We start from the raw sequence: 26050 nt of genomic DNA on the forward strand, positions 1-26050 counted from the left end.
GGCGGTCAGGGCTTGCGGCGGGCACGCTGCTCCAGCGGCTTCTTGGCCCGGCCGATCTCGGCCGCCAGCGCCCCGTCATCGTCGAGGCCGGGCGCCAGGGCGCCCGAGACGAAGGCGGCGCGCCCGAGCAGATGCCCCGAGATGGGGATGGTCAGCAGCAGGAAGAGGATGGCGCAGAGCCCGACCAGCGTGGCGTCCGTCCGCTGCAATTCCAGCACCACGCCCAGGATCACGAAGCCGGCGCCGAGCGTGCCGGCCTTGGTGGCCGCGTGCATGCGCTGGAACGGGTCGGCGAAGCGCAGCACGCCGAGGGCGGCGGCGAAGAGGAACACCACGCCCAGGAACTTGGCGGCCAGCGCCAGGAGAAGCAGCAGGGTGGTCATCCGCGTGGCCCCTTCTTGCGCTCCAGGAAGGCGGCCAGGGCGCAGGTGGCGACGAAGCTGATCAGCGAGATGCCGAAGGCCACGTCCAGGAATTCGCGCCGCAGGGTGACGGAGGCGACCAGCGCGGCGATGGCCACGGCCAGGCCGGTCAGCATGTCGAGCGCCACGAAGCGGTCGGCATAGCCGGGGCCGTTCAGCATGCGGATGCAGGCCATGCCGAGCGGGACCATCAGCAGCAGGATGAGCGCCGTCGAGAGCCAGTCGAACAGGGAGGAGAGCGTGGCCATCATCCTTCGATCCTCCGGATCCTGTCTTCAAAGGCGGTGCGGATGCCGGCGATGATCTCCTCCGGCGCCGTGATGTCCAGAGCGTGGATATAGAGGGTGCGGCGGTCCTCGCTGACATGCAGCGAGCAGGTGCCGGGCGTCAGCGTGATGAGGTTGGCCAGCATGGCCGTGCCGAACTCCGTCCGCAGCGCGATGGGGTAGGCGATGATGCCGGAGCGCATCCGCGGGTCGCGCGCGAAGGCGAGCCGGGCGACGAAGACCGAGGACTTCACCAGCTCCGCCAGGAACACCACCGCGAGCACCGCCATGCCGGCCAGGCGGGGCGGGGAGAGCAGGCGCAGGCTCATGGGCGCGGCTCCGCCATCGCGCCGCCCTCCGCCGGCACCGCGCCCAGCACGGCGGCGATGTAGTCGGACGGGTCGACCAGCGCCTGCGCGGCGGACTGGGCATAGGCCACGAAGGGCTCCGCCTGCAGGCCGATCGCCACCGTCACCGCCGCCAGCAGCGCGATGGCCGCCAGCATCGGCGCCGGCACGGCGCGGGCGGTGGGGCGCGGCATCAGCGGGTCCTTCCAGAAGGCTTCCATCCAGATCTTGGTCATGGAGTAGAGGGTCAGGATGCCGGTCACCAGCGCCACGGCCGCCAGCCAGCCCTGGCCGCCGCGGAAGCTGGCGTCGATCACCATGAACTTGGCCCAGAAGCCGGAGAGCGGCGGGATGCCGCCGAGCGAGAGGGCGGGCACCAGGAACAGCGCCGCCAGCAGCGGGCTGCGCCGCATCAGCCCGCCGCTCTGGCGCAGGTCGAAGGTGCCGGAGGCGCGGTGGATGGCGCCCGCCAGCAGGAACAGGTTCGCCTTCACCACGATGTGGTGGATGATGTAGAAGATGCCGCCCGCCAGCGCCGCCGGCGTCGCCACCGCCAGCCCCAGCAGCATGTAGCCGATCTGGCTGACGATGTGGAACGACAGGATGCGGCGCACATCCCACTGCACCGCCGCGCCGAACACGCCGAACAGCATGGTGCAGGCCGCCATCACCGCCAGGATCTCGCGCAGGCCGCTGCCCTCCACCGTGAAGATCAGGGTGAAGACGCGGAAGCAGGCATAGACGCCGACCTTGGTCAGCAGCCCGGCGAAGATCGCGGCCACCGTGATCGAGGCGGTGTGGTAGGAGGCGGGCAGCCAGAAGAACAGCGGGAAGTAGCCCGCCTTGATGCCGAAGCCGCAGAGCAGCAGCAGCGCCGATATGGTGAGCGTCAGCGACGGCCCGGCCTGCGGCAGCACCACCGCGAGGTCGGCCATGTTGAGCGTGCCGGCGACGCCGTAGAGCAGCGCCACGGCCATCAGGAAGATCAGCGTCGAGAACAGGTTGAGGACGGCGTATTTCAGCACGCCGTCGAGCTGCGCGCGGGTGCGGCCGATGACCAGCAGCCCCATCGCGGTGATCAGCATCACCTCGAACCAGACATAGAGGTTGAAGATGTCGCCGGTGAGGAAGGCGCCGTTCACGCCGGCCAGCATGCCGTGGAACAGCGGGTGGAAGCCCGCCCGCTCCTCGCGCCGGCGGATGTCGGCCTGGCCGAACAGCCAGGTGGCGAAGGCCATCAGCCCGGTGATGGCGGCCATGGCGGCGCTGAAGCGGTCGGCCACGAAGCTGACGCCGAAGGGCGCCGCCCAGCCGCCGAACTGCACGGCCTGCACCCCCTCCGCCCGCACCTGCCACAGCAGCAGCAGGGTGGCGGCGAACATCAGCAGCACGCCGGCGGCGGAGATGGCGCGCTGCGCGGCCAGCCGCTGCCAGCAGCAGGCCGCCAGCGCCGCCGTGGCCAGCGGGATGGCCACCGGCCACAGCACGGCCTGCGCCAGGAGCATGCCGCTCACCGGCGCTTCTCCGGCCCGTCGAAGGGCGTGCCGAGGGATTCGGCGACGTCCAGCCCGGCATTGTCCAGCGTGCCGATCGAGCGCTGCGCCTGCAGCGCCAGCGCCGCGGCGAAGGCGATGAGCGCGAAGCCGATGACGATGGCGGTGAGGATCAGCGCCTGCGGCAACGGGTTGGCGGCCGCCTCGGACAATGCGCTGCTGCCCGGCTCGATGACCGGCGGCACGGTGGAGGAGATGCGGCCCGAATAGAAGATCACCAGGTTCACCGCCGCCGAGAGCAGCGAGACGCCGAGGATGATGCGCACCACATGCCGCGAGAGCAGCATGTGGACCCCGCAGCCGGTCAGCAGCGCGATGGCCAGAGCATAGATCAGGTTCATGCCTCGGGCTGTTCCTCGTAGAAGCGCAGGATCAGGGCGAGGATGCCGCCCAGCACCGCCAGATAGACGCCGATGTCGAAGGCCAGCGCCGTGCCGCTGTGGAAGTCGCCGGCGTGGAACCACCAGTGCGCCAGGAAGGAGCCGCGGTTGACCAGCCCCGGCAGGCCGCTGAGCAGCGCCAGCACCAGCCCCGCGCCCATCAGCGCCACGGGATGGACGCGCACCATGCGGCGCGCCGCCTGCACCCCGTCGGCCATCGCCAGGATGGCGAAGCCCGCCGCCGCCATCAGCCCGCCGACGAAGCCGCCGCCCGGGTCGTTGTGGCCGCGGTAGAGGATGTAGAGCGAGACCACCAGCATCAGCGCGAACAGGAAGCGCGAGAAGGCGGAGAGGATGAGCGAGTTCATGTCGGCTCCTTGCCCTTCGCGCGGCGCGCCAGCAGCCCCCACACCGCCATGGCGGCGAAGGCGACGACGGCGATCTCGCCCAGCGTGTCGATGGCGCGGAAATCGACCAGGATGACGTTCACCACGTTGCGGCCGAAGGCTTCCGGATAGCTGCGGGCGGCGAAGAACTCGGTCAGGCGCAGGTCGAGCGGGGCGGCCGTCATCGCGGCGAGGGCGGCGAAGGTGACGAGGCCGAAGCCGCCGGCCAGCAGCGCGTCCACCCGCCGCTCCCCGGCGCTGCGGGTGGAGGGCGGCCGGATCGGCAGTTGCAGCAGCAGCGCCGCCAGGATGACGACCAGCAGCGCCTCCACCGAGAACTGCGTCATGGCGAGGTCCGGCGCGCCGTTCAGCAGGAACAGCAGCGCCGAGCCGAAGCCGACGATGCCGACCGCCACCAGCGCCGCCGGCAGCGAGCGCATCCGCGTGGCGGCGAAGCCGGCCGCCACCATCAGCCCCACCACCACCGCCGGCGCCAGGCGCAGCCCTTCCAGCGAGAGGTCGATGGCCAGCGGCGGCGCGGCCAGCACCAGCCCCACGGCGGTGACGAGCAGCGTGGCGCCGACCACGGTGGCGGTGTAGCGGCGCTGGTCGCCATTCTGCAGCACCAGGGTGCAGCGCCGGGCCAGGGCCAGCACGCCCTCGAAGGCGTGGTTGTAGCCGGCATCGCCCAGCAGCCGGTCCAGCCAGTCCAGATGCGCGAGGCGGGCCAGCAGGCGCGGCCACAGCAGGTAGAGCGCGAGGCCGAGCAGCACGGCGAGCGCGCTCAGCCCCAGCATCGGCGTCAGGCCATGCCAGAGGGCGGGGGAGACGGGCAGCGCCTGGCCGACGAGCGCACTGGCCGCCGGCCCCAGCAGCGGCGCCACGGCGAGGCCGGGCAGCAGGCCCAGCAGTAGCCCCAGCGTGGCCAGCACCGCGGGGCCGAGGAACAGCCCCGGCGTCTCGCCATGGTGCACGGCGCCCTCGCGGCTGCGGCCGAGGAAGAAGGGGCGCAGCGAGACGATGCCGGCGATGGCGACGAACACCGCGCTGCCCAGCACCAGGGCGACGAGCGCGAACCAGCCGCTGCCGGATTCGAGCTGCGCCTCGAACAGGTATTCCTTGGCGATGAAGCTGAAGGTGGGGGGCAGGCCCGCCATGGCCACGGCGGCCAGGGCGGCGGCCACGGCGGTGACGGGCAGGGCGCGGCGCAGCCCGTTGATCTCCACCAGGCTGGTGCGGCCGGTGGCGTGGATGGCGGTGCCGGCGCAGAAGAACAGCGTGGCCTTGTAGAGCGCATGGGCCAGCATGAAGCCCACCGTGGCGGTGGCCGCCACCGGCCCCTCCAGCCCGATCAGCAGCACCAGCACGCCGAGCGAGGAGACGGTGGACTGCGCCAGCACGGCCTTGTAGCCGGTGCGCGACAGCGCCCGCACCGAGGCCACCAGCACCGTCAGCCCGCCGAAGACGATCAGCGCCGTGCCGAAGGCCGGCACCTGCGCGAAAGCCAGGTCGAACCGCGCCAGCAGATAGACGCCGAGCTTCACCATGGTGGCGGAGTGCAGGTAGGCGGAGGCGGGCGTCGGCGCCTCCATGGCGTTGGGCAGCCAGAAGTGGAAAGGCACCTGCGCCGACTTGGTGAAGGCGCCGAGCAGCACCAGCACCATGATGGTGCCGCACCAGGGCGAGGCCGCGAGCGCCGCGCTGTTCTGCATGGCGTTGCTGAGCGAGAAGCTGCCCAGCTCCATGCCGATCAGCAGGATGCCGGCGAACAGCGCCAGCCCGCCGCCGGCGGTGACGATGAGCGACTGCAGCGCCGCCTTGCGGGCCGAGGCCTTGTAGGAATCGAAGCCGATCAGCAGGAAGGAGACGAGGCTGGTCAGCTCCCAGAACACGTAGAGGCCGATCAGGCTGTCGGAGAGCACCGTGCCCAGCATGGCGGACATGAACAGCAGGATCAGGGCGAGGAAGCTGGCGCCCTTGTGGGCCGGCTTGTCGGCGAAATAGGCGCCGGCATAGATCGTCACCAACGTGCCGATGCCGGTGATCATCAGGCCGAACAGGCGCGAGAAGCCATCCAGCCGCAGGTCGAGCGTGATGCCGAGGCTGGGCACCCAGGCCACCTCCTCGACAATGGCCCCGGCACCTTCAAGGCCGCTGCCGGCGATCCAGAGGAGACCGAAGAGGCTGGCGGGCAGGATCGCCAGAACCCAGCCCGCGCGCTGCCCCAGCCGCAGCGCCAGCGGGCGCGCGAGCGCGGACCCAAGAAAGCTGATCCACAAAATCGCTGAAAGGGGCAACACATTCCTCCTGGCAGCAGCCATCTGTGTATAACATGAAAATTCTTTTAGTAAAGTGTCAGGAAAAGAATTCCAAGGAGACCTTCTTCTGAGATTTTCCTGCAGAATATCAAAGTTTTTATTCGAATTTATAGTAAAATGTCAGAAAATAGGCGATAAAACGTAGCTTTATACTGAAGAAACGATGATTAAATTAAGTTAATCATCCATTCTTAAGAACTTCATTTCGGGCGGTGAAGTTGCTGATCCGGGGCCTTCATGTCGGCCGTCCGCTACGGGATGGAAAAGGCTGATGCCCTGGGCCGCGACACGGCGCAGGACGCTGGCCTTCTTCCTACAGGATGTCCTGGCGGCAGGCCCTGCTTCCCGACGGCGGCATGGCGCGGCGGGAGCAGGAGGCCGCCGGTGCGGTGGCGCTGGAAGGTCCGGGGGCCGGGCCATGATGCCGCGGCCCTGGGCAGGAAAATCCGCCCTCTTGCCTCTCCGGGAACAGGCTCTCGCCTCTCCGGGAACAGGAAGGCATGGCTGAAGAAAGTGGGCTTGGCCGCTTGTTGCGGGGCGGGGACGCCACGCAGGGTGCTCGCCTGCTCCGCACCTCCTGCCGCGCTATCGCCGCGCGGGCAAGGCGCCCGGAAGAGGTGGGGCCGGATGGCTAGAGCATCTTCACCCGGCCGGACAGGATCGTCAGGGCGGGCGAAGACGCTCGCGAAAACAACGATCCGGGGCGTATTCCGTGAGCCAGTGCGGACGGGAAGCGACCTAGTGGGCCACGCCGCAAACGGTGTTCCGGACAGCGAAGGGAAGGGCGGTGGGGCAGAGCTGCCACAGCTTCTCATAGGCCATGATGAGGCCTTCCAGCGCACGGTTGCGGGCTTCGCCCGGCGCCATGCCCTGCAACTCCATTTCCAGGAGTTCCAGCAGGATCAGGCCGCAATAAGGATCGCCTTCGTCACAGGCCTGATGAAAAGCGCTCAGGAGCTTTTGGGATAAGCAATCATGCTGCTTCAGGCGGATCGCACGCGAGGGAGTGCGGTGGAACTGGGAGGCCATCGAGGCGCCCTTCGATCACAAGTATGTGATTTATTTATACACGATATCTTCCGGGGCTGTTAGGGATTTTTGCCCCGCACAAAATATTTCTTCTCAGGAATAATTGCCAGGCTCGAGCTTGCCCCTGGCGCAGCGTGGCTGAAAGGGCCGGAAGCCGGAAAGAGGCGGCCGCCACCGCCTTTCCCCGCGGAAAGACGGCTCAGCCGGCGGACGGAACCCAATCGGACGCTGTGCCATTCCGCCCAGCGGCAGGGCGGGCCGTCGGCACCTCAGGCGTGGCCGGCGGTGCCGGAAAGAAGCAGGGGATCGATGCGCAGCTTGGCCAGGGCCTGGCGCCATTTCTCGTCCGGCATGCCCTCGAAGAGCAGGGTCTCGTCGGGCGTCACGTTCAGCCAGGCATTGCGCTGGATCTCGTCCTCCAGCTGGCCGGGTCCCCAGCCGGCATAGCCCAGCGCCAGCAGCCCCTGCCGCGGCCCGCCGCCGCCCGCGATGGCCTTGAGGATATCGACGCTGGCGGTCAGGGCCAGATCGCCGGTCACCTTCAGGCTGCCCTCGCTCGACCAGTCCGTGGTGTGCAGGACGAAGCCGCGGCCGCCCTCGACCGGCCCGCCGGCCAGCAGGCGGATCTGCCGGTGCGGCGGCAGGGGCTCGACCTCCAGCTGCTTCAGCAGCTCCTCGAAGCTCAGATTCTCGAGCGGCTTGTTCAGCACGATGCCCATGGCGCCATCGGCCGAGTGGGCACAGAGGCAGATGACCGCGCGCGCGAAGCGCGGGTCCTGCATGCTCGGCATGGCCACCAGGAGCTGGCCGCCCAGGTATTCCGCCTGCAGGCCACCAGGGCGCCCCCAGCCCGTGGTGGGCCGGCGGGAAGCTTCCGGGAATTCGTCCTCGCGTGCACGTCTTGCCATCGTGAAAACAAGATGGCGGCGGGGGGCGGCGCGCGCAAGGATCGCGATGCGCAGGGCCGGGCGGAATGGCGTGGCGGCGGAGGCGGGGCGAGGCAGGCTTGGTTGACAGCGGGTGCGCCGGCGTGAAATGCCCGCAGACCCAGAGGAGAACGGTCCGATGTCGATCCAAGTTGGTGAGTCGATTCCCGCGCTGACGCTGACCCAGGCCACCGTGGAAGGCCCCCGCGAGCTGACCACCGAGGCCCTGTTCGGCGGCAAGACCGTGGTGCTGTTCGGCGTGCCCGGCGCCTTCACCCCCACCTGCTCGGCCAAGCACATGCCGAGCTTCCTGCAGAACGCCGAGGCGCTGAAGGCCAAGGGCGTCGACACCATCGCCTGCATGGCGGTGAACGACCCCTTCGTGATGCAGGCCTGGGCCAAGGACCAGGACGTGGGCGAGGCGGTGGTGATGCTGGCCGATGGCTCGGCTGCCTTCACCAAGGCGCTCGGCCTGGAGCTGGACCTGACGGCGCGCGGCCTCGGGGTGCGCTGCCAGCGCTTTGCCCTCGTCGCCAAGGACGGCAAGGTGGCCTATCTCGGCGTCGAGCAGCCCGGCGCCTTCGAGGTGTCGAGCGGCGAGGCGGTGCTCGCGGCGCTCTGAGCGCCGGGCCGGGTTCGGCCCTTGCTGGCGGCCCCTCTCAGGCCGCCACCTCCAGGCGGCGGTTCTCCCGCCCCTGGAACCAGATCAGCGGCCGGGTGGCGCGCGCCGCCTCCGGCATCGCCAGCCAATCGCGGAACTCGCCCAGCACCCGCGCGGTGATCGGCGCCACCGGCAGCGCCAGCACCCCCTCCAGCGGCAGCCAGGCCAGCTGCTCCAGCTCGCCCGAGCCGGAGAGCGTGCCCTCCGCCGCCTCGGCCGGCGCCACCAGGAAGCGGGCGTTGAAGCGGATCGGGCTGCGGGCGGGGGTCACGGCGCGGCAGAGATAGTGCAGCCGGTCCAGCGTCGGCAGCGGCCCGCCCAGGCGCAGCCCCGTCTCCTCCTCCAGCTCGCGCGCGGCGGCGATGGCCAGGGCGCGCGCCAGCCGCGGCGGCGCGCGGCGCTCCAGCGCGGCGCGGGTGTCGGGGCGCAGCTCGGTGGCGGCGGGGGCGGTGCGGTCGGCCAGATCCACCCGGCCGCCGGGGAAGACCAGCCGGTTGGGCATGAAGCGGTGGCCGGCGGCGCGCATGCCCATCAGCACCTCCACCGTGCCCTCCCGCGCGGCGCCGCCGGCCTGCCGCCACAGGATCAGGCTGGCGGCGTGGCGGGGATGGGCGGGGCGCCCGGGCGGCGCCGCGGGCGGCGGGGAGGGGGTGGCGGAGGTCGTCATGGGCCGCAGCGTGGCACTCCCGGCGCGGGCGGAAAAGAGGGGCGGCACCGGCCGGTATGACGCCTTCTTGACAAGCGGGGGTCGCGGGCGCATCTGCCCGAAAGCGGACAACACAGGTCCGCTTTAGGAGAAGGTCCGCGTGTTGCGGCTGTCGAAGCTGACCGATTACGCCGTCGTGGTGCTGGCCCGGCTGGAAGCCGAGGGCGGGGTGCAGACCGCGCCCGGCCTCGCCACCGCCACCGGCATCGCCGAGCCCACGGTGGCCAAGGTGCTGAAGGCGCTGGGCCATGCCGGGCTGGTGGAAGGATTGCGCGGCGCGCGCGGCGGCTACCGCCTGGGCCGCCCGCTCTGCGCCATCCCGCTCTCTGACGTGATCTGCGCCATCGACGGGCCGATCGCGCTCACCGCCTGCGTCGATGGCGCCAGCGGCTGCTGCGAGACGGAGACGATCTGCCCCGTGCGCGGCCGCTGGGACCCGGTGAACGAGGCGATCCGCGCCGCGCTCTCCGCCATCTCCATGGCCGAGCTGGCGGCGCCCCGGACCGCCGCGCGTCAAAAATCCCCGCCGGCGGATGCCGGCCGAAAATCCCCGCCGGACGAAGCCGGCCGTAAATTCCCGCCGGCGGATGCCGGCCGAAAATCCCCGCCGGTGGACACCGGCCGTAAATCCCCGCCGGCATCGCCGGCCCGCCTGCCTGCCCATCCGCCTGCCGAGTAAGGGGTCCAGACCATGCCAGCCGTTACCGAGACCATCGACGCCGTCGCCTCCGTCACCCAGGGCACCTACAAGTACGGCTTCGAGACCGAGATCGACATGGAGTTCGCCCCGAAGGGGCTGAACGAGGACATCGTCCGCTTCATCTCGGCCAAGAAGGAGGAGCCGGAATGGCTGCTGGAATGGCGCCTGAAGGCCTTCGCGCTGTGGAAGACGATGGCGGAGCCGCGCTGGCCGGCGGTGAGCTATCCGCCGATCGACTACCAGGATGCCTACTACTACGCAGCCCCGGTGAAGAAGGACGGGCCGAAGTCGCTCGACGAGGTCGATCCCGAGCTGCTGCGCACCTATGAGAAGCTCGGCATCCCGCTGAAGGAGCAGGCCATCCTGGCCGGCGTCGAGGGCGCGGGGGACACCCCCGCCGAGGGCGGCCGCCTGCCGATCGCGGTGGACGCGGTGTTCGACAGCGTCTCGGTGGCCACCTCCTACAAGGAGCGGCTGGGCAAGGAAGGCATCATCTTCTGCTCCATCTCCGAGGCGGTGCGCGAGCACCCCGAGCTGGTGCGGCAGTATCTCGGCTCCGTGGTGCCGCAGGGCGACAATTTCTTCGCCGCGTTGAACTCGGCGGTCTTCACCGATGGCAGCTTCGTCTACATCCCAAAGGGCGTGCGCTGCCCGATGGAGCTGTCCACCTATTTCCGCATCAACGCCAAGAGCACCGGCCAGTTCGAGCGCACGCTGATCATCGCCGAGGCGGGCAGCCATGTGAGCTACCTCGAGGGCTGCACGGCGCCGATGCGCGACGAGAACCAGCTGCACGCCGCCGTGGTCGAGCTGGTGGCGATGGACGACGCCACCATCAAGTACAGCACGGTGCAGAACTGGTACCCGGGCGACGCCGAGGGCCGGGGCGGCATCTACAACTTCGTCACCAAGCGCGGCGCCTGCCGCGGCGCGCGCTCCAAGATCTCCTGGACGCAGGTGGAGACCGGCTCGGCCATCACCTGGAAGTACCCCTCCTGCATCCTGCAGGGCGATGATTCGGTGGGCGAGTTCTACAGCGTCGCCATCACCAACAACCGCCAGCAGGCCGATACGGGCACCAAGATGTTCCATATCGGCAAGAACACGCGCTCGACCATCATCTCGAAGGGCATCAGCGCCGGCTACGGCCAGAACACCTATCGCGGCCTGGTGAAGATCAGCCCTAAGGCCAGCGGCGCGCGCAACTTCACCCAGTGCGACAGCCTGCTGATCGGCGACCAGTGCGGCGCCCACACCGTGCCCTACATCGAGAATCGCTGCATGACGGCGAAGACCGAGCACGAGGCCACCACCAGCCGCATCGCCGAGGACCAGCTCTTCTACTGCCGCCAGCGCGGCCTGTCGGAGGAGGATGCGGTCGGGCTCATCGTCAATGGCTTCTGCCGCGAGGTGTTGAAGGAACTGCCGATGGAGTTCGCGGTGGAAGCGCAGAAGCTGCTGCAGATCAGCCTCGAGGGCTCGGTCGGCTGAGGCCCTGAGACATTCGGCGCCCCGGGACACGGCGGCGCCAGGCGTGACGACACGATGAGAGAGAATACGGGCGGCTCCCCACCGCCCGCCGAGGACGGAACTGGAAGAAGCATGTTGAAGATTGAAGGGCTGACCGCCGAGATCGAGGGCAAGGAGATCCTGAAGGGGATCGACCTCGAGGTGCCGCAGGGCGAGGTGCACGCCATCATGGGGCCGAACGGCTCCGGCAAGTCCACCCTCTCCTATGTGCTGGCCGGGCGCGAGGGCTACGAGATCACCGGCGGCACCGCCACCTTCAACGGCCAGGACCTGCTGGCCATGGAGCCGGAGGAACGCGCGGCCACGGGGCTGTTCCTGGCCTTCCAGTACCCGGTCGAGCTGCCGGGCGTCGGCAACGCCAACTTCCTGCGCACCGCGCTGAACGCGCAGCGCCGCACCAAGGGCGAGCCGGAGCTGGACGCGATGCAGTTCCTCAAGACCGCCCGCGCGCGGATGAAGGAGCTGTCGATGCCGGAGGACATGCTGAAGCGCGGCGTCAATGTCGGCTTCTCCGGCGGCGAGAAGAAGCGCAACGAGGTGCTGCAGATGGCCCTGCTGCAGCCGAAGATCGCCATCCTCGACGAGACCGATTCCGGCCTCGACATCGACGCGCTCAAGATCGTGGCCGATGGCGTGAACGCCATGCGCGGGCCGGAATTCTCGGCGCTGGTCATCACCCACTACCAGCGCCTGCTGGACTACATCGTGCCCGACAAGGTGCATGTGCTGATGGGCGGCCGCATCGTGCAGACGGGCGGGCCGGAGCTGGCGCACCAGCTGGAGGCGAGCGGCTACGGCTCGGTGCAGGCGGCATGAACGCCTCTGTCGAAAACAGCCTGAGCGAGGCGGGCGCGGCCGGCTTCCTGCACCGCTACGAGGGGCTGCGCGCCCGCCTGCCCGGCATCGGCCTGCCCTGGCTCGCCGCGCTGCGCGACGGCGCGGCGGAGGCCTTCCGCGCCCAGGGCTTCCCCACCCGCCGGGTGGAGGCGTGGAAGTACACCGACCTCGCCCCGCTCACCCAGGCCGGCTTCGGCGAGCCGCTGACGCCGGTGGAGAGCGCCCTGCCGCTGCCGCGCCACGCCGCGCCGAAGCGGGTGGTGTTCGTCGATGGCCGCTTCAGCCCCGAGCTGTCGGACACGGATGTACCGGTGCGCAGCCTGGCCCGGCACCTGCCGGAGCTGGAGGGGCGCCTCGGCACCCTGGCGCGGGTCGATGACCTGCCGCTGGTGGCGCTGAACACCGCCCTGTTCGAGGATGGCGCGCTGATCGAGCTGGCGCCGGGCGAGGATGGCGGCGTCATCGAGCTGCTTTCCGTCACCCGCGCCGACCGGCCGGTGACCTCGCATCCGCGCCACCTGGTGCGGCTGGGTGAGGGCGCCAAGCTGGTGCTGATCGAGCGCAGCTGGGGCCATGGCGAGAGCCGCTACCTGCACAGCCCGGTCTTCGAGGTCGAGGTGGCTGAGGGCGCGCACATCACCCATGCGCGCATCCAGCAGGAGGCGCGCGCCGGGCTGCACCTCTCCACCGTCTTCGCCCGCGTGGCGGCGGGCGGCACCTATGACAGCTTCCTGCTGCATGCCGGTGCCCGCCTCTCCCGCTCCGAGGCGCATGTGGCGCTGGTGGGGCCGAAGGCGGCGGCGCACCTGAACGGCGCGCAGCTGCTGGGCGATGGCCAGCATGGTGACTGCACCACCTTCCTCGATCACGCGGCGCCGGACTGCCCGAGCCGCCAGACGGTGAAGACGGTGCTGGCCGGCCGGTCGCGCGGCGTGTTCCAGGGCAAGATCCATGTCCATCAGGTCGCCCAGCGCACCGATGGCTACCAGATGAACCAGGCCCTGCTGCTCTCCGACCAGGCGGAGATCGACAGCAAGCCGCAGCTCGAGATCTATGCCGACGACGTGAAGTGCAGCCACGGCGCCACGGTGGGCGAGCTGGACGAGGACCAGCTCTTCTACCTGCGCGCCCGCGGCATCCCCGCCGCCGTGGCCCGCTCCATGCTGATCGAGGCCTTCCTGCAGGAGGCGATCGACGGCGTGACCGAGGAGTCCGCGCAGGCCGCGCTCTCCGAGGCGGTCGCCGGCTGGTGGGAAAGGAACGCGGCGTGATGGACGGGGTGGTGGCGCCCAGGGGCCAGGGTGCGTTCGACGTGGCCCGCATCCGGCAGGATTTCCCGATCCTGTCGGAGAAGGTGCGCGGCAAGGATCTGGTGTTCCTCGATTCCGGCGCCTCCGCCCAGAAGCCGCGCGCGGTCATCCAGGCCATGACGCGAATGATGGAGAAGGCCTATGCCAACGTCCACCGCGGTGCCTACCACCTCTCGGAGAGCGCCACCGAGGCCTATGAGGGCGCGCGCCGCGCCGTCGCCGGCTTCCTGAACGCGGCGGATGAGCGGGAGATCGTCTTTACCGGCTCCTCCACCGCCGCCATCAACCTCGTGGCGCACAGCTACGGGCGCGGCGTGCTGAAGGCGGGGCAGGCGGTGCTGATCTCCGAGATGGAGCACCACGCCAACCTCGTGCCCTGGCAGATGCTCAAGGCCGCGCATGGCACCGAGCTGCGCGTGGCGCGCGTGACCGATGCGGGCGAGCTGGATCTCGAGGATGTCGCGGCCAAGCTGGCCGATGGCAAGGTGGGGCTGATGGCCGTCACCCACATGTCCAACGTGCTGGGCACGGTGACGCCCGCTGCGCGGCTGGCCGAGATGGCGCATGCCCATGGCGCGAAGCTGCTGCTGGACGGCTCCCAGGCCGCCGTGCACCGGCGCGTGGACGTGCAGGCGCTGGGCTGCGACTTCTACGTCTTCACCGGCCACAAGCTCTACGGCCCCACCGGCATCGGCGTGCTGTGGGCGCGGATGGAACTGCTGGAGGCCATGCCGCCCTTCCTCGGCGGCGGCGACATGATCAGCGAGGTCACGCTGGAAGGCTTCCTGCCGGCGCCGGTGCCGGCCAAGTTCGAGGCGGGCACGCCGCCGATCATCGAGGCGGTCGGGCTGCACGCGGCGATCGACTATGTGCAGGGCATCGGCATGGAGGCCATCGAGGCGCATGAGCGCCATCTGGTGGACCGCGCCATGACCCGCCTCTCGGCGGTGGAGGGGCTGACCCTGATCGGCCACGCGCAGGACCGCGGCGGCGTCTTCGCCTTCGCGCTCGACAACGCGCACGCCCATGACCTGGCGACATTGCTGGACCGCGTGGGGATCGCGGTGCGCTCGGGCCGCCATTGCGCCGAGCCGCTGCACGCACGATTTAACGTGGAAAGCACCTGCCGCGCTTCCTTCGGTCTCTACACCACCGAGGGAGAGGTCGATTACCTCGCCGAGGCGCTGGGCAAGGCGCGGGAGTTCTTCCGCTGATGTTCGACGATCTGCGCGATCTCTACCAGGAAGTCATCCTGGACCATGGCCGCAAGCCGCGGAACTTCCGCCGGCTGGAGGAGGCCGACCGCGAGGGCCGCGGCGACAACCCGATGTGCGGCGACCGCATGCAGCTCTGGGTGAAGCTGGCCCCCGATGGGCGGCTCGCCGATGTCGCCTTCCAGGGCAAGGGCTGCGCCATCTCGATGGCCAGCGCCAGCCTGATGACCGAGACGGTGCGCGGCAAGACGCAGGAGGAGGCGCGGGCGCTGGCGGAGAAGTTCCGCGAATTGGCGATGACCGGCACCTGCCCCGATTGCGGTGGCGCGCTGGAGGACGAGATGGAGCGGTTGCAGGCGCTGGGCGGCGTGCACGAATTCCCGAGCCGGGTGAAGTGCGCGACGCTCGCCTGGCACACGCTGAACGCCGCGCTGGACAATGCGGACAAGGAGGCGAGCAGTGAGTGACGGTACCCCCGCACCCGAAGCCACCACGGAAGCGCACGCGGCCTGGACGCCGGAGGGCGAGACCGCGCCGCGCGTCTCCGAGGACGCGGTGATCAACGCCATCGCCCAGGTCTATGACCCGGAGATCCCGGTCAACATCTACGAGCTGGGCCTGATCTACGCCGTCGAGCTGAGCGAGGCCGGCGCCGTCAAGGTCGAGATGACGCTGACCACCCCTTCCTGCCCCTCGGCGCAGGAGCTGCCGGGGCAGGTGGAGGAGATGGTCCGCACCATCCCCGGCGTGACCGATGTGGCGGTCGAGATCGTCTGGGACCCGCCCTGGGACCCCTCGCGCATGAGCGAGGACGCCCGGCTGGCCCTGAACATGTACTGAGCGCGAGAAGGATCGAGGCATGAGCACCACCACCGAGCCCCGCCCGCGCCGTGCCCTGCCGCCGCTGATGCAGCTTTCCGACACGGCGGCGGAGCGGCTGCGCGGCCTCTACGAGAAGGGCCAGCAGGGCCGCCTGCTGCGCATCGCGGTCAAGACCAAGGGCTGCTCCGGCATGGCCTACGACCTGGGCTGGACCGATGCGCCCGGCCCCGGCGACGAGGTCGTGACCGACAAGGGCGTGACCGTTCTGGTCGACCGCAAGGCGACGCTGTTCCTGCTCGGCACCACCATGGATTACGAGGTGAAGGCGATGTCCGCCGGCTTCACCTTCACAAATCCGAATGAGAAGGGACGTTGTGGGTGCGGGGAGAGTTTCCACGTCTGAGCCGGCGCCCCATCTGCGGGCCTGGCTGAAACCGACAACGGAGGAACAGCATGGCTCTCTATACCGGCAGCGCGACGGCAACCGGTGGCCGCAACGGCCACGTGGACAGCAGTGACGGGCTGATCAGCCACGACCTTTCCATCCCCAAGGAGATGGGCGGGCCGGGCAAGGCGGGCGCCACCAACCCGGAGCAGCTTTTCGCCGCCGGCTACGCCGCCTGCTTCGGCAGCGCCGTGGATGCGGTGGGGCGGCAGAAGAAGCTGGACACCACCGGCGCCACCGTCACCTGCGATGTCGGCATCGACAAGGTGGAAGGCGGCTTCCAGCTTTCCGCGAAGCTCAAGGTGAAGCTGCCGGCGCTGGAGAAGGCGCAGGCGCAGGAGCTGGTCGAGGCGGCGCACCAGATGTGCCCCTATTCCAAGGCCACGCGCGGCAATATCGACGTCGCGCTGGAAGTCGTCTGAGGCTGGCGCCGGGCGGGGGAGCGGTTGCTTCCCCGCCCGGCGGCGTCACACCGTGCTGGACCAGGTGGCCGGCACGAAGCGGTAGCCCTCTCCCTCCTTCGCCACGTAACCATTGGCGGGGAAGGGGAAGTGGTAGCCGATGCAGCGGATGCGGTCCGTCGCCACGCGGTCGAACATGCGGCGGCGCGTCGCCTCCGCCATCGCCGCGTCCATGTCGAAGATCAGGTGCCAGCCCGGATTGCGCAGGTTCAGCTCGGGGCGGTTGGTCACGTCGCCCAGCAGCATCGCCTGGTCGTTGCCATCGGCCAGCAGGTAGCTGGTGTGGCCCGGCGTGTGGCCGAAGCTCGGCACCGCCTGCACCCCCGCCACCACCTGGCCGGCGCCGTCGATCTGCCGGATGCGCGCCTTGTAGGGCTCCAGCCGCTTGCGCACATTGGCGAAGGCGCCCTTCATCGCCTCCGGCGCCCGGCTCGCCTGGCCCTCATCCATCCAGAAATCGTATTCGGCCTTGGGCAGCACGACCTCGGCATTGGCGAAGACCGGCTTGCCCTCGGCATCGGTCAGGCCGGTGATGTGGTCGCCATGGAAATGCGTCAGCACGATCAGCGTGACGCGGGCCGGGTCCAGCCCGGCGGCCTTCATGTTGGCCGGGATGTTGCCGGCGGTGGCGCCGAGCTGCCCGCCCGTGCCGGTGTCGAACAGCACGAGGCCGTCCGGCGTCTCCAGCACCGTCACGGTGTAGGGGATGTCGAGATGGCCGGTGGGCAGGAAGGCCTCGCGCAGCGCCGCCTCCACGGCAGCGGGCTCGGCATTGCGGACGAAGCCCTGGGTGGGGTTCGGCCGGCGGCCGAAGCCGTCATGCACCACGGTCACCACCCGGCTGCCGAGGCGGAAGCGGTAGAAGCCCGGCGCCTGCTGCGCGCCGCCCGCCGCGGCGGGGGCGGCGGTGCCCTGCGCCAGGGCGTCGGCCATGCCGAGGCGCAGCAGCGCCGGCGCCATGGCCAGCGCGCCGGCCGCCTGCAACAGGGTGCGTCGATCGAGTTCCATCCTCACCTCCCACATGCCCGAAAGGGCACCGGGCAGAAGGGTGGGTTGTTCGTGGCGCGGGTCAAGCCCATCTGCCACCGGCCCGACGAAGGGGCGGGGGCGGCGCCGATATCGCCGCTTGCCGGCTTCTGCTATGCGGGCGCGATGGAACGCGACCCTGGCGGGGCCAGGGCGTGGAGAGGTCAGTGACGAGCGTAACCCTGCCGCATCAGCCCGCCGCAAGGCCGGACATCCTTCTCGACACCGGGCGCGTGGCGGCCCTCTACCAGAAGCGGGCGGGCGAGACGCTGATCGTCTCCTTCGCGCCCCGGCAGGAGCGCCCTTCCATCTGGGGGCAGTCCTTTCTCGGCCGCTTCGGCGTCTCGCTGCTGGGGCTGACGGATTATCATGCCAGCTGGTTTCCCGAGCAGGACATGGCGCAGATCCTGCCGCGGCTGGAGGGGCTGCTGGCCGGCTACCGCCGCGTGATCCTGTATGGCTTCAGCATGGGGGCCTATGCCGCGCTGAAGTACAGCGGCCGCCTGCGGGCCGGCGTGACGCTGGCCTTCTCGCCCCAGTTCTCCATCGAGCCCGGCCGTGTCGGGCATTTCGATCATCGTCGCACCCGTCTCTTCCATCGCCCGGAGCTGCATGACGGGATGCAGATCGTGCCCGGCGATCTCGCCGGCCAGGCCGTGCTGTTCTTCGACCCGCTGTTCCGCGAGGATGCCAGCCACGCGGCGCTGATCGCGCAGGCGGGGCCGGTGGCCTGCGTTCCCACGCCCTTCTCGCGGCATGATTCCATCCGTTTCGCCGTCAGCACCGGGATGGTGGAGGACCTGCTGCGGGAGGCCGTGCGGCAGGGTGGGGTGGATGCAGGCGCGGCGCGGCGCCAGCGCCGGGCGCGGCGCCTGCTCTGCCCGGATTACGTGCGGGCGGTGGCCGGCCTGCTGGACCGCCGGAGTGGCCCGGAGAGCGGCATGTGGCTGCTGGGCCGCGCTCTGGCGGCGGGCAACGACGCGCCCGCCCTGCATCTGGAGCATGCGGAGCGCCTGCTGGACGAAGCCCGCGTGGCCGAGGCCGAGGCCGCCCTCTGCGCCCTGCCCGAGACGCTGAAGCCCACCCAGCAGGCGGTGCTGGCCGATGTGCAGCGCCGCCTCGCCCTGCACACCGGCCAGGATGCGCCCGACCCGCGCGCCTTCCCCGCCGGGGACGCGGCCTGGGCCGAGACGGCCGAGTTCGTCCGCCAGCGCCGGCTGCCGGGCGAGACGGTGCTGGCGCCCGCCTCCTTCGGCACGATCCTGGAAGGCTGCGCGGCGGCGCTGCCGGAGGAAGCGAGGCCGGATTGGGCCGTGGTCCGCAAGAGCGCCATGGCCGGCCTCGGCCATCCCCGCCTGCGGGAGCTGGCGCGCAACACCACGCCGGTCTTCGCCAATGCCGAGTTCGTGGTCTGGGCGCGCCAGCCCAGCTTCGGCATGGTGGATCTGCGCGGCACGCCCGAGGTGCGGGCCATGCTGCGCGACATCGAGGGGATGTGGGGCGAGATCGGCGCCTGAGCGCCTACTTCCCCCGCGCGCGCGGCCGCTCGAACACCACCACCGCCTCCAGCTGCGCCGACCACAGGAACTGGTCGATCGGCGTGGCCTTCGCCACGCGCCATCCGGCGGCGTGCAGCAGCTTGCCGTCGCGCGTCAGCGCCGTGGGATTGCACGAGACGTAGATGATCCGTTGCAGCGCGCTGCGGGCGAGCGCCGGCATCTGCTCGGCCGCGCCGGCGAAGGGCGGGTCCAGCACCAGCGCCGCGAAGCTCTCCAGCTCCTTCGCGCTCAGCGGCTGCCGCGCCAGGTCCCGCCGCGTGGCAGTGACGCGGCCGCCCGCCTTGCGCGCCGCCGCGTCCAGCGCCGCCACGGCCTCCGGCGCCCCCTCGAAGGCGGCGACGCGGGCGCGCTCCGCCAGCGGGAAGGAGAGGGTGCCAAGCCCGGCATGCAGCTCCGCGATGCGCGCCTTGCCGGTGAGCTTCGGCAGGCCCTCCAGCACCGCCGCGACGATGGCCGCCTCGCCCTGCGGCGTGGCCTGCAGGAAGGCGCCGGGCGGCGGCGCCACGCTCACCCCCGCGAAGGCGATGCCGGCCGAACCGAGCTGCGCCAGCGTCTCCGTGGCGCCCCCCTTCAGCCCGGCGCCGGCGATGCGCGGGATGCCCTGCGCGGCGGCGAAGGCGGCCAGCGCGGCCCGCTCCTGCACGCCGGGCGCGCCGTCCAGCCGCAGCAGCAGGTCCGGCCCCGTGTCCAGCAGGTTCAGCACCGCCGAGCCCTCGCGGCGGAAGGATTGCAGCCCGCGCAGCAGCGCCCGCAGGGGCTCGAACAGCGCCACCAGCGCCGGGTCCAGCACATGGCAGGTGGAGAGGTCCTCCACGGCGCCGCTGCCGCGGCTGTGGAAGCCCAGCACCACGCTGCCATCCGGGCGGCGGCGCAGCGCCAGATCGGCCCGGCGGCGGGTGGCGGGGGGCGTGACGCGGGTCTCGGCCACTGGCGCATCCTCGAAGCCGGCGCGGGCGAGGGCCTCGGCCAGCCGGTCCCGCTTCCAGGCGGCATAGGGGGGGATGCCCCAGTGCTGCAGCACGCAGCCGCCGCAGGGGCCGAAATGCGGGCAGGGGGGCGCCACACGCTCGGGGCTCGGGGAGAGCACCACCGGGCCTTCCGGGCGCACCACCTCGCCAGGAAGCACGCCGGGGAGGAACAGGCGGGCGCCGTCCGGCGCGGTGGCCACACCATCGCCGGCGGCGCCCAGGGCCTCGATCGTCACTTGCACCGGCAGCATCCCTTCAAACGCAACAAGGGGGGCTTTGCCCCCCTTGGAAACCCCCGACCAAGAACCTGAGGTTCCTGGACCTCCCCTTTGTTCAGCCGAAGGCGTTCAGGCCGGTCTGGGCACGGCCCAGGATCAGCGCGTGCACGTCATGCGTGCCCTCGTAGGTGTTCACCGCCTCGAGGTTCATGACGTGGCGGATGACATGGTACTCGTCGGCGATGCCGTTGCCGCCGTGCATGTCACGCGACACGCGGGCGATGTCGAGCGCCTTGCCGCAGCTGTTGCGCTTGCAGAGGCTGATCATCTCCGGCGCCACGCGGTGCTCGTCGAACAGCCGGCCGAGGCGCAGCACGCTCTGCAGGCCCAGCGTGATCTCGGTCTGCATGTCGGCCAGCTTCTTCTGGACGAGCTGGGTGTTGGCCAGCGGGCGGCCGAACATCTTGCGCTCCATGGTGTAGGTGCGCGCGGCGTGCCAGCAGAACTCGGCCGCCCCCAGCGCGCCCCAGGCGATGCCGTAGCGGGCGCGGTTGAGGCAGGAGAACGGGCCCTTCAGCCCCTTCACGTCCAGCCGGTTCTCCTCCGGGACGAACACCTCCTCCATCATGATCATGCCGGTGGTGGAGGCGCGCAGGCTGAACTTGCCCTCGATCTTCGGCGCGGTCAGGCCCTTCATGCCCTTCTCGAGCACGAAGCCGCGCACGTCGCCCGCATCGTCCTTCGCCCAGACGACGAAGACATCGGCGATCGGGGAGTTGGTGATCCAGGTCTTGGAGCCGGAGACCAGGTAGCCGCCATCCACCTTCTTGGCGCGGGTGCGCATGGAGGAGGGGTCGGAGCCGGCATCGGGCTCGGTCAGGCCGAAGCAGCCGACCAGCTCGCCCTTCTGCATCCCCGGCAGCAGCCGGTCCTTCAGCGCGTCCGTGCCATAGGCCCAGATCGGGAACATCGCCAGCGAGGACTGCACCGAGAAGGCGGAGCGGTAGCCGCTGTCCACGCGCTCCACCTCGCGGGCGATCAGCCCGTAGGAGACGTAGTTGACGCCGGCGCAGCCATGGCTGTCGAGCGTCGCGCCCAGGAAGCCCATCTCGCCGAACTCGTTCATGATCTCCCGGTGGAAGACCTCGTGGCGGTTGGCCTCCAGCACGCGCGGGAACAGCTTCTCCTGGCAGTAGTCGCGCGCCGCGTCGCGGATCATGCGCTCATCTTCGGAGAGCTGGTCTTCCAGCAGCAGGGCGTCGTCCCAGACGAAGCTCGGCTTGGCGGCTTGGGTCACGACATTCATGGGGTTTCTCTCCTGCTGGTGCCGGCCCTGCTGGAGCCGGTGTGGGCGCGCATGGGGCCCGGACGCCGATATCGATGGCGGAGAGTGGCCCCGTTGTCCCCGCGCGGCAATCGCCGCCGCCCGCCCCGCCCGTAGCTTCGGGAGGGCCGGGCGGCGCGGTTCGGTCTCAGGCGGCTTCCGCCCCCCGCTCGCTGTCCAGCTCGGCCGGCGACTCGGCGGCGCCGGTATCGCGTTGCGGGCGCGGAATCGGGATGAGCATGAAGGCCGGGACCATGTCGCCGAAGCCACGCACCGGCGGGCCCAGATCGTCCCGATCCCGGCGGTTGTCCTCGCGCCGGTGCTCGCGGCGGCGGTCATCCCGGTCGCGCGGAGCGCGCGCGTCATCCCGGTCGCGCGGAGCGCGCGCGTCATCCCGGTCGCGCGGAGCGCGTGCCTCGTCCCGCTCGCGCGGAGCGCGCGCCTCGTCCCGCTCGCGCGGAATGCGGGCTTCGTCCCGCTCGCGCGGAGCGCGTGCCTCCTCGCGCTCGCGCGCGGGGCGGGCCTCCTCGCGGCGTGGGCCGTGCTCGGCGCCCGGCTCCGCCTCGGGGCGCAGACGATTGGCGCCGCGGCGAACGATCTCCTTCTCGCCGCGCTCCTTCTCGCCGCGCTCCTTCTCGCCCCGGTCCTTCTCGCCCCGGCGCGGCTCGGCGGCACGGCCGCCCTTGCCGGCGGGCCGGCCACGACCACGCCCGCCACGCGGCGCGGCGGCGGCCTCGGCCAGCTCCTCCTCCGTCACCGGGTCCAGCCCGGGGATCTCGATGCGCGGGATCGGCTTGCCGGTCAGCTTCTCGATCGCCTCCACCAGCTTCACGTCATCGGCGGTGGCGATGGTGTAGGCGCGGCCCTCGCGGCCCGCCCGGCCGGTGCGGCCGATGCGGTGGACATAGTCCTCGTCGCGGAACGGCACGTCGAAGTTGAAGACGTGGGACAGGCCGCCGATGTCGATGCCGCGGGCCGCCACGTCGGAGCAGACCAGCAGCTGCAGCTCGCCCGCCTTGAACTTCTCCAGCGTCGCGAAGCGCACGGACTGCGGCAGGTCGCCATGCAGCGCGCCGGCGGCGAAGCCGTGCTTGCCCAGGCTCTTGTGCAGGATGTCCACGTCGCGCTTGCGGTTGCAGAAGATCAGCGCGTTCTGCACGTCCTCGCTGCGGATCAGCCGGCGCAGCGCCTCGCGCTTGTCGTGCGGCTGCACCAGGGCGAGGCCGGCGGTGATGGTGGTGGCCACCGAGGCGGGGGCGGAGACGGTGATGGTCTTGGGGTTCTGCAGGAAGGCATCGGCCAGCCTGCGGATCTCGGGCGCCATGGTGGCGCTGAAGAACAGCGTCTGGCGCAGCGGCGGCAGCATGGAGACGATGCGCTCGACATCGGGGATGAACCCCATGTCCAGCATGCGGTCCGCCTCGTCGATCACCAGCACCTTGCAGTCGGCCAGCATGACGCGGCCGCGGTCGAACAGGTCGAGCAGGCGGCCGGGCGTCGCGATCAGCACGTCCACGCCCTTGTCCAGCACGTCCCGCTGGTCGGACATGCTCTCGCCGCCGATCAGCAGGGCATGGTTCAGCTTCATGTGCTGGCCGTACTTGACGAAGTTCTCGGCCACCTGCAGCGCCAGCTCGCGCGTCGGCTCCAGGATCAGGCTGCGCGGCATGCGCGCCTTGGCCCGGCTGCCGGCCAGGATGTCCATCATCGGCAGCACGAAGCTGGCGGTCTTGCCGGTGCCCGTCTGGGCGCAGCCCATCACGTCGCGGCCCATCAGCACCACCGGGATGGCCTGCTCCTGGATCGGCGTGGGGTGCACGTAGCCGGCCTCGGACACGCCGCGCAGCAGGGCCTCGGACAGCCCCAGATCCTCGAAGGTGGCGCGCGGCGGCTCCGGCTCGGCGGGCGAGACAGCGGCCTCGGCCAGCTCGGCGGCCGGCACGGCGGCTTCGGCCGGCACGGGGGGCGTGGCCGGGTTGGTCATGGCATCGGAAAGCTCGTCTTCGGCCACGCGGGGCGCGGTCACGTCAGGCTGATCGCTCAAGGGCAGTCGGTTCCTTCGCCGGCAGGCGGCGGGATGTGTGCGGGCGGCCACGCGAAAGCCACGCGGCCAATCTCCGGATCTCCGAGACCCGCATATGCGCCGCTCGCACCGGCTTGGCAAGGTTTTCCACCGCCCGCCGGGCCATTCCCTGCCGCATTTGGTGTGGTTGCCGGCTCGGCGCCAGGGGCGTAACAGCAGGAGCGTGATGCCGAACCGACACGACCTGCTGCTGCTGCCCGGCCTGCTGTGCGACGCGCGGCTGTGGCGCGACCCGATCGCGGCCCTGGCCGACCTGGCCGAGTGCCAGGTGGCCGACCTGACCCAGGACGACACGCTGCGCGGCATGGCGCTGCGCGCGCTGGAGGCGGCGCCGCCGCGCTTCGCCCTGGCCGGGCTGTCGATGGGCGGCTACGTCGCCTTCGAGATCCTGCGCCTGGCGCCGGAGCGGGTGACGCGGCTGGCGCTGTTCGACACCTCCGCCCGCCCCGACACGGAGGAGGCGGCGCGCCGCCGCCGCGGCCTGATGGCGCTGACCCGCACCGGCCAGTTCCGCGGCGTCACGCCCCGGCTGCTGCCCAGCCTGCTGCACCCCGACGCGGTGGAGGGGCCGCTCGGCCACGAGGTGCGCGCCATGGCCGACCGGGTGGGGCGCGAGGCCTTCCTGCGGCAGCAGCTGGCCATCCTGCAGCGCCCCGACTCCCGGCCGATGCTGCCGGAGATCCGGCTGCCCACCCTGGTCGCGGTGGGGGAGCAGGACATCCTGACCCCGCCCGAGCTGGCCGAGGAGATCGCCGCCGGCATCCCCGGCGCGCGGCTGGAGCGCATCGCGCAATCCGGCCACCTGCCGACAATGGAGCAGCCCGCGGCGGCTGCGGCCCTGATGCGGGGCTGGCTCGCCGGCTGAGCCGGCACGCGGCGCGCGTCCGCAAGGCCGGGGGGAGCAGGGAAGGGGAGGGCTGGCGGGGCGGGGGGCGGCGCGCCATCTCAAAGGCTGGACGGCGCGGTGCCGCCCCGGAGGTGCTGCGTCATGCGCATGAAGCTCGGTCTCGTCCTGGCGGGCCTGATGCTGGCGGGGCTGCCGGCCGGTTCCGCCCTGGCCCGGGGCGGGGTCTGGATCGGCATCGGCCCCGCCTACCCGGCCTACCCCGACCCTTATCCCGCCTATCCCTACGCTCCCGTGCCGGCGCCATATCCGCCGCCCGCCTATTCCTATGCCCCGCCGGCCGTCGAGGGGCGGCTGGGGCAGGCCTGCTACGCCGGGCCCTACATGTGTCAGCTCGATCAGCCGGGCTATGTCGGCCAGGCCTGCTCCTGCCCGGCGCGGCCGGGCGAACGCGCCTGGGGGCAGGTGGGCGACTGAGCGCGGCGCCCAGCGCGGCGTCCAGCGAGGCGCCGGGGCGGCCGGCGCCGTAACCAATCGGCAAGGGGCGCGGCCCAACTCTTGGGGCCATGCCGTCGCCCTTCTCCCGGCGCGCCCTGATGGTCGCGCTGGCCACCGCCTCCACGGCCGGCGCGCCCCTGGCCGGTGCCCTGGCCGCCATGCCGGTGCCCGGCGCGCCGCCGCCCGCCCCGCTGCTGGAAGGCTGGCAGCGCTTCCGCCGGGCCTTCCTGCGCCCGGAGGGGCGGGTGGTGGACACCGGCAACCAGGGCGTCTCGCATTCGGAAGGGCAGGGCTGGGCCCTCTATTGTGCCGAGCGCTGCGACGACCGCGTGCATTTCGACCGCATCTGGAACTGGACCCGGCAGGTCCTCTCCCGCCCGCAGGACCGGCTGCTGGCCTGGCGCTACATGCCGGGCGGCATCAACCCCGTGCCCGACCGCAACAACGCCGCCGATGGAGACCTGTTCATCGCCGCATCCCTGCTGCTGGCCGGGCAGCGCTGGGGGGAGGCGGCCTATACCGATGCAGGGGCCGCCATCGCGCGGGACGTGCTGCGCCTGCTGCTGCGCGAGGTGGCGGGGGGCACCGTGCTGCTGCCCGCGCTCGATGGCTTCGAGGCGGCGGACCATGTGGTCCTGAACCCGTCCTACTATGCCTTTCCCATCCTCGGCGTGCTGGCCCGCGCGGTGCCCGATCCGGCCTGGCTGCGCCTGGCGCAGGACGGGCTGGCCCTGCTCCGCCGCGCCCGCTTCGGCCGCTGGAGCCTGCCGCCGGACTGGCTGAGCCTGCGCCGCGCCGATGGCGCGCTCGGCCTGCCGCCGCGCTGGCCGGGCCGCTTCTCCTACGATGCGGTGCGTATCCCCCTCTACCTGTGCTGGGCCGGGCTGGAGGATGAGGCGCCCGTGCAGGCGGCCCGCCAGTTCTGGGCAGATCCGGCGCATGCCTATCCGCCCGCCTGGGTGGATCTGCTCAGCAACCGTACCGCGCCTTATCCGGCCTCGCCGGGCATGCAGGAGATCGGCCGGTGGGTGAGGGAGCTGGCCGGATATCCCCCCGGAGGCATCAGCACCATGCCGCGGCAGGATGATTATTACTCAAATGTCTTAAAAATATTGACAATGTCTGCAAAAACGTAATTTGCCAAATTTCGATACCATTCCGGTTGAATATGTAGGAATGCTGTCTACCACACGGAAGGCGAAGCGGTCATTCTGTGC

The 26050-nt window shown here is 70.9% G+C and carries 28 protein-coding genes; 14 read left to right on the forward strand and 14 right to left on the reverse strand.

Annotated features, from left to right (window positions below; genetic code table 11):
- Nucleotides 1-5: 5 nt before the first annotated feature.
- From mnhG to CR165_RS09210, 9 genes are all read right to left on the reverse strand, one after another.
- On the reverse strand, nucleotides 6-383 hold the full coding sequence (gene mnhG, locus CR165_RS09175; protein ID WP_109516663.1) for a monovalent cation/H(+) antiporter subunit G: 378 nt from the start codon (nucleotides 381-383) through the stop codon (nucleotides 6-8).
- Complete coding sequence (locus CR165_RS09180) at nucleotides 380-673, reverse strand: monovalent cation/H+ antiporter complex subunit F (RefSeq protein WP_245906284.1); 294 nt, start codon at nucleotides 671-673, stop codon at nucleotides 380-382. Before CR165_RS09180 ends, mnhG begins: the two co-directional genes overlap by 4 nt.
- Nucleotides 670-1017, reverse strand: a complete 348-nt coding sequence (locus CR165_RS09185; protein ID WP_109516664.1) for a Na+/H+ antiporter subunit E — start codon at nucleotides 1015-1017, stop codon at nucleotides 670-672. Before CR165_RS09185 ends, CR165_RS09180 begins: the two co-directional genes overlap by 4 nt.
- Nucleotides 1014-2540, reverse strand: coding sequence for a Na+/H+ antiporter subunit D (locus CR165_RS09190; RefSeq protein ID WP_245906291.1), 1527 nt, complete (start codon nucleotides 2538-2540; stop codon nucleotides 1014-1016). The genes CR165_RS09185 and CR165_RS09190 overlap by 4 nt, the downstream gene beginning before the upstream one ends.
- Nucleotides 2541-2545: 5 nt before the next feature.
- Nucleotides 2546-2929 carry an NADH-quinone oxidoreductase subunit K gene (locus CR165_RS09195; protein WP_109516666.1) on the reverse strand — a complete coding sequence of 128 codons (384 nt, stop codon included), beginning with the start codon at nucleotides 2927-2929 and terminating at the stop codon, nucleotides 2546-2548.
- Complete coding sequence (locus tag CR165_RS09200; protein ID WP_109516667.1) at nucleotides 2926-3336, reverse strand: MnhB domain-containing protein; 411 nt, start codon at nucleotides 3334-3336, stop codon at nucleotides 2926-2928. Before CR165_RS09200 ends, CR165_RS09195 begins: the two co-directional genes overlap by 4 nt.
- On the reverse strand, nucleotides 3333-5651 hold the full coding sequence (mbhE, locus tag CR165_RS09205; protein ID WP_219929713.1) for a hydrogen gas-evolving membrane-bound hydrogenase subunit E: 2319 nt from the start codon (nucleotides 5649-5651) through the stop codon (nucleotides 3333-3335). Before mbhE ends, CR165_RS09200 begins: the two co-directional genes overlap by 4 nt.
- Nucleotides 5652-6410: 759 nt before the next feature.
- Nucleotides 6411-6701 (reverse strand): hypothetical protein, encoded by a 291-nt coding sequence (locus CR165_RS24460; protein WP_146201862.1) that lies wholly within the window; start codon nucleotides 6699-6701, stop codon nucleotides 6411-6413.
- Nucleotides 6702-6970: 269 nt separating this feature from the next.
- Complete coding sequence (locus CR165_RS09210; RefSeq protein WP_109516669.1) at nucleotides 6971-7609, reverse strand: YqgE/AlgH family protein; 639 nt, start codon at nucleotides 7607-7609, stop codon at nucleotides 6971-6973.
- A 157-nt stretch (nucleotides 7610-7766) separates the two neighbouring features.
- On the opposite strand from CR165_RS09210, the gene CR165_RS09215 reads away from it, so the two are divergent.
- Entirely contained in the window at nucleotides 7767-8249 is a 483-nt protein-coding gene (locus tag CR165_RS09215) for a peroxiredoxin (protein ID WP_109516670.1), read from the forward strand.
- Nucleotides 8250-8286: 37 nt separating this feature from the next.
- Here the strand turns inward: CR165_RS09215 and CR165_RS09220 are convergent, their stop codons facing one another.
- Nucleotides 8287-8955 (reverse strand): NUDIX domain-containing protein, encoded by a 669-nt coding sequence (locus CR165_RS09220; RefSeq protein ID WP_109516671.1) that lies wholly within the window; start codon nucleotides 8953-8955, stop codon nucleotides 8287-8289.
- 139 nt (nucleotides 8956-9094) lie between these two features.
- On the opposite strand from CR165_RS09220, the gene CR165_RS09225 reads away from it, so the two are divergent.
- The 9 genes from CR165_RS09225 to CR165_RS09265 all read left to right on the forward strand — a co-directional run bounded on the left by CR165_RS09225 (nucleotide 9095) and on the right by CR165_RS09265 (nucleotide 16274).
- Nucleotides 9095-9673 carry an SUF system Fe-S cluster assembly regulator gene (locus CR165_RS09225; protein WP_109516672.1) on the forward strand — a complete coding sequence of 193 codons (579 nt, stop codon included), beginning with the start codon at nucleotides 9095-9097 and terminating at the stop codon, nucleotides 9671-9673.
- A 12-nt stretch (nucleotides 9674-9685) separates the two neighbouring features.
- Entirely contained in the window at nucleotides 9686-11185 is a 1500-nt protein-coding gene (gene sufB, locus CR165_RS09230) for a Fe-S cluster assembly protein SufB (protein WP_109516673.1), read from the forward strand.
- Nucleotides 11186-11296: 111 nt separating this feature from the next.
- Nucleotides 11297-12040 (forward strand): Fe-S cluster assembly ATPase SufC, encoded by a 744-nt coding sequence (gene sufC, locus CR165_RS09235; RefSeq protein ID WP_109516674.1) that lies wholly within the window; start codon nucleotides 11297-11299, stop codon nucleotides 12038-12040.
- Entirely contained in the window at nucleotides 12037-13332 is a 1296-nt protein-coding gene (sufD, locus tag CR165_RS09240) for a Fe-S cluster assembly protein SufD (protein ID WP_109516675.1), read from the forward strand. Before sufC ends, sufD begins: the two co-directional genes overlap by 4 nt.
- Nucleotides 13332-14585, forward strand: coding sequence for an aminotransferase class V-fold PLP-dependent enzyme (locus CR165_RS09245; protein WP_109516676.1), 1254 nt, complete (start codon nucleotides 13332-13334; stop codon nucleotides 14583-14585). The genes sufD and CR165_RS09245 overlap by 1 nt, the downstream gene beginning before the upstream one ends.
- On the forward strand, nucleotides 14585-15052 hold the full coding sequence (sufU, locus tag CR165_RS09250; protein ID WP_109516677.1) for a Fe-S cluster assembly sulfur transfer protein SufU: 468 nt from the start codon (nucleotides 14585-14587) through the stop codon (nucleotides 15050-15052). Before CR165_RS09245 ends, sufU begins: the two co-directional genes overlap by 1 nt.
- Complete coding sequence (locus tag CR165_RS09255) at nucleotides 15024-15425, forward strand: SUF system Fe-S cluster assembly protein (RefSeq protein ID WP_109516739.1); 402 nt, start codon at nucleotides 15024-15026, stop codon at nucleotides 15423-15425. The genes sufU and CR165_RS09255 overlap by 29 nt, the downstream gene beginning before the upstream one ends.
- 19 nt (nucleotides 15426-15444) lie before the next feature.
- Nucleotides 15445-15810, forward strand: a complete 366-nt coding sequence (locus CR165_RS09260; RefSeq protein ID WP_109516678.1) for a HesB/IscA family protein — start codon at nucleotides 15445-15447, stop codon at nucleotides 15808-15810.
- Nucleotides 15811-15860: 50 nt separating this feature from the next.
- Entirely contained in the window at nucleotides 15861-16274 is a 414-nt protein-coding gene (locus CR165_RS09265) for an organic hydroperoxide resistance protein (protein ID WP_109516679.1), read from the forward strand.
- A gap of 45 nt (nucleotides 16275-16319) precedes the next feature.
- Here the strand turns inward: CR165_RS09265 and CR165_RS09270 are convergent, their stop codons facing one another.
- The gene (locus CR165_RS09270) at nucleotides 16320-17321 is read right to left on the reverse strand and encodes an MBL fold metallo-hydrolase (RefSeq protein WP_109516680.1); all 1002 of its coding nucleotides are present in this window, start codon (nucleotides 17319-17321) and stop codon (nucleotides 16320-16322) included.
- A gap of 185 nt (nucleotides 17322-17506) precedes the next feature.
- On the opposite strand from CR165_RS09270, the gene CR165_RS09275 reads away from it, so the two are divergent.
- Entirely contained in the window at nucleotides 17507-18856 is a 1350-nt protein-coding gene (locus CR165_RS09275) for a hypothetical protein (protein ID WP_146201863.1), read from the forward strand.
- 4 nt (nucleotides 18857-18860) lie between these two features.
- On the opposite strand, the gene CR165_RS09280 is transcribed toward CR165_RS09275, so the two are convergent.
- The 3 genes from CR165_RS09280 to CR165_RS09290 form a co-directional block, all read right to left on the reverse strand.
- Nucleotides 18861-20117 (reverse strand): class I SAM-dependent RNA methyltransferase, encoded by a 1257-nt coding sequence (locus CR165_RS09280; protein WP_109516682.1) that lies wholly within the window; start codon nucleotides 20115-20117, stop codon nucleotides 18861-18863.
- Nucleotides 20118-20199: 82 nt separating this feature from the next.
- Nucleotides 20200-21390: an acyl-CoA dehydrogenase gene (locus CR165_RS09285; protein ID WP_109516683.1), complete on the reverse strand. Its 1191-nt coding sequence runs from the start codon at nucleotides 21388-21390 to the stop codon at nucleotides 20200-20202.
- 166 nt (nucleotides 21391-21556) lie between these two features.
- Nucleotides 21557-23392 (reverse strand): DEAD/DEAH box helicase, encoded by a 1836-nt coding sequence (locus CR165_RS09290; protein WP_109516740.1) that lies wholly within the window; start codon nucleotides 23390-23392, stop codon nucleotides 21557-21559.
- A gap of 265 nt (nucleotides 23393-23657) precedes the next feature.
- Here CR165_RS09290 and CR165_RS09295 point away from each other — a divergent pair, with 265 nt between their 5' ends.
- The 3 genes from CR165_RS09295 (at nucleotide 23658) to CR165_RS09305 (ending at nucleotide 25969) form a co-directional block, all read left to right on the forward strand.
- A complete protein-coding gene (locus CR165_RS09295) occupies nucleotides 23658-24356 on the forward strand; it encodes an alpha/beta fold hydrolase (RefSeq protein WP_109516684.1) in 699 nt (232 codons plus the stop codon).
- A 123-nt stretch (nucleotides 24357-24479) separates the two neighbouring features.
- Entirely contained in the window at nucleotides 24480-24812 is a 333-nt protein-coding gene (locus CR165_RS09300; protein ID WP_109516685.1) for a hypothetical protein, read from the forward strand.
- Between the two features lie 119 nt (nucleotides 24813-24931).
- Nucleotides 24932-25969, forward strand: a complete 1038-nt coding sequence (locus CR165_RS09305; protein ID WP_181378072.1) for a glycosyl hydrolase family 8 — start codon at nucleotides 24932-24934, stop codon at nucleotides 25967-25969.
- The last annotated feature ends 81 nt before the right edge of the window (nucleotides 25970-26050 follow it).

This window comes from Teichococcus aestuarii (assembly GCF_003116135.1).
GTDB classification, from domain to species: Bacteria; Pseudomonadota; Alphaproteobacteria; order Acetobacterales; family Acetobacteraceae; genus Pseudoroseomonas; species Pseudoroseomonas aestuarii.

Excerpts from the sequence above, each read along its gene's own strand:
- mnhG (WP_109516663.1), bottom strand. The coding sequence starts at position 383 with ATGACCACCCTGCTGCTTCTCCTGGCGCTGGCCGCCAAGTTCCTGGGC.
- CR165_RS09180 (WP_245906284.1), bottom strand. The coding sequence starts at position 673 with ATGATGGCCACGCTCTCCTCCCTGTTCGACTGGCTCTCGACGGCGCTC.
- CR165_RS09185 (WP_109516664.1), bottom strand. The coding sequence starts at position 1,017 with ATGAGCCTGCGCCTGCTCTCCCCGCCCCGCCTGGCCGGCATGGCGGTG.
- CR165_RS09190 (WP_245906291.1), bottom strand. The coding sequence starts at position 2,540 with ATGCTCCTGGCGCAGGCCGTGCTGTGGCCGGTGGCCATCCCGCTGGCC.
- CR165_RS09195 (WP_109516666.1), bottom strand. The coding sequence starts at position 2,929 with ATGAACCTGATCTATGCTCTGGCCATCGCGCTGCTGACCGGCTGCGGG.
- CR165_RS09200 (WP_109516667.1), bottom strand. The coding sequence starts at position 3,336 with ATGAACTCGCTCATCCTCTCCGCCTTCTCGCGCTTCCTGTTCGCGCTG.
- CR165_RS24460 (WP_146201862.1), bottom strand. The coding sequence starts at position 6,701 with ATGGCCTCCCAGTTCCACCGCACTCCCTCGCGTGCGATCCGCCTGAAG.
- CR165_RS09210 (WP_109516669.1), bottom strand. The coding sequence starts at position 7,609 with ATGGCAAGACGTGCACGCGAGGACGAATTCCCGGAAGCTTCCCGCCGG.
- CR165_RS09215 (WP_109516670.1), top strand. The coding sequence starts at position 7,767 with ATGTCGATCCAAGTTGGTGAGTCGATTCCCGCGCTGACGCTGACCCAG.
- CR165_RS09220 (WP_109516671.1), bottom strand. The coding sequence starts at position 8,955 with ATGACGACCTCCGCCACCCCCTCCCCGCCGCCCGCGGCGCCGCCCGGG.
- sufB (WP_109516673.1), top strand. The coding sequence starts at position 9,686 with ATGCCAGCCGTTACCGAGACCATCGACGCCGTCGCCTCCGTCACCCAG.
- sufC (WP_109516674.1), top strand. The coding sequence starts at position 11,297 with ATGTTGAAGATTGAAGGGCTGACCGCCGAGATCGAGGGCAAGGAGATC.
- sufD (WP_109516675.1), top strand. The coding sequence starts at position 12,037 with ATGAACGCCTCTGTCGAAAACAGCCTGAGCGAGGCGGGCGCGGCCGGC.
- CR165_RS09245 (WP_109516676.1), top strand. The coding sequence starts at position 13,332 with ATGGACGGGGTGGTGGCGCCCAGGGGCCAGGGTGCGTTCGACGTGGCC.
- sufU (WP_109516677.1), top strand. The coding sequence starts at position 14,585 with ATGTTCGACGATCTGCGCGATCTCTACCAGGAAGTCATCCTGGACCAT.
- CR165_RS09255 (WP_109516739.1), top strand. The coding sequence starts at position 15,024 with ATGCGGACAAGGAGGCGAGCAGTGAGTGACGGTACCCCCGCACCCGAA.
- CR165_RS09260 (WP_109516678.1), top strand. The coding sequence starts at position 15,445 with ATGAGCACCACCACCGAGCCCCGCCCGCGCCGTGCCCTGCCGCCGCTG.
- CR165_RS09265 (WP_109516679.1), top strand. The coding sequence starts at position 15,861 with ATGGCTCTCTATACCGGCAGCGCGACGGCAACCGGTGGCCGCAACGGC.
- CR165_RS09270 (WP_109516680.1), bottom strand. The coding sequence starts at position 17,321 with ATGGAACTCGATCGACGCACCCTGTTGCAGGCGGCCGGCGCGCTGGCC.
- CR165_RS09280 (WP_109516682.1), bottom strand. The coding sequence starts at position 20,117 with ATGCTGCCGGTGCAAGTGACGATCGAGGCCCTGGGCGCCGCCGGCGAT.
- CR165_RS09285 (WP_109516683.1), bottom strand. The coding sequence starts at position 21,390 with ATGAATGTCGTGACCCAAGCCGCCAAGCCGAGCTTCGTCTGGGACGAC.
- CR165_RS09290 (WP_109516740.1), bottom strand. The coding sequence starts at position 23,392 with ATGACCAACCCGGCCACGCCCCCCGTGCCGGCCGAAGCCGCCGTGCCG.
- CR165_RS09295 (WP_109516684.1), top strand. The coding sequence starts at position 23,658 with ATGCCGAACCGACACGACCTGCTGCTGCTGCCCGGCCTGCTGTGCGAC.
- CR165_RS09300 (WP_109516685.1), top strand. The coding sequence starts at position 24,480 with ATGCGCATGAAGCTCGGTCTCGTCCTGGCGGGCCTGATGCTGGCGGGG.
- CR165_RS09305 (WP_181378072.1), top strand. The coding sequence starts at position 24,932 with ATGGTCGCGCTGGCCACCGCCTCCACGGCCGGCGCGCCCCTGGCCGGT.